The sequence below is a fragment of the Lactobacillus gallinarum DSM 10532 = JCM 2011 genome, assembly GCF_001434975.1.
In the GTDB taxonomy this organism is placed as follows: domain Bacteria; phylum Bacillota; class Bacilli; order Lactobacillales; family Lactobacillaceae; genus Lactobacillus; species Lactobacillus gallinarum.
Genome location: NZ_AZEL01000032.1, coordinates 1 through 373 on the forward strand (window position 1 = coordinate 1; position 373 = coordinate 373).

The following is a 373-nucleotide window of genomic DNA, read 5'->3' on the forward strand; positions in this document are numbered from 1 at the left end:
AAATTGCTTATCAATTAATTTCACATTAACAGTATTATCTTTATCAAGCGTTACCGTTTGTGCTTTATCTTTATCACCATCGGTCCACACTTTTACTTGCTTAACATCATTATTGTCATAATAATGAATATTCACACTACCACCCGTAAATACTGGGGTTACCTTTTGCTGATCATCACTTCCTTCTTTATACCATACTTCTGCCTTACCATTATTATCAACAGTAACAGCTCTATCTTGACCAGAGCCATCTTTACTCCAATCATTAACACCTTTTATTAAAGTGCCAATTTGTTGGTAATTATTATCTAAAGTAATATTAGCATAGTAACCATAGGCATCCTTACCATCCCATTTGTATTGAGTACCACTA

The 373-nt window shown here is 33.2% G+C and carries 1 protein-coding gene; it reads right to left on the bottom strand.

The genetic code is table 11. The annotated features are described in order from the left end of the window. Positions 1-373 (bottom strand): pullulanase-associated domain-containing protein (locus FC37_RS04560; RefSeq protein WP_156400658.1); only part of this gene is annotated, 373 nt, incomplete at both ends.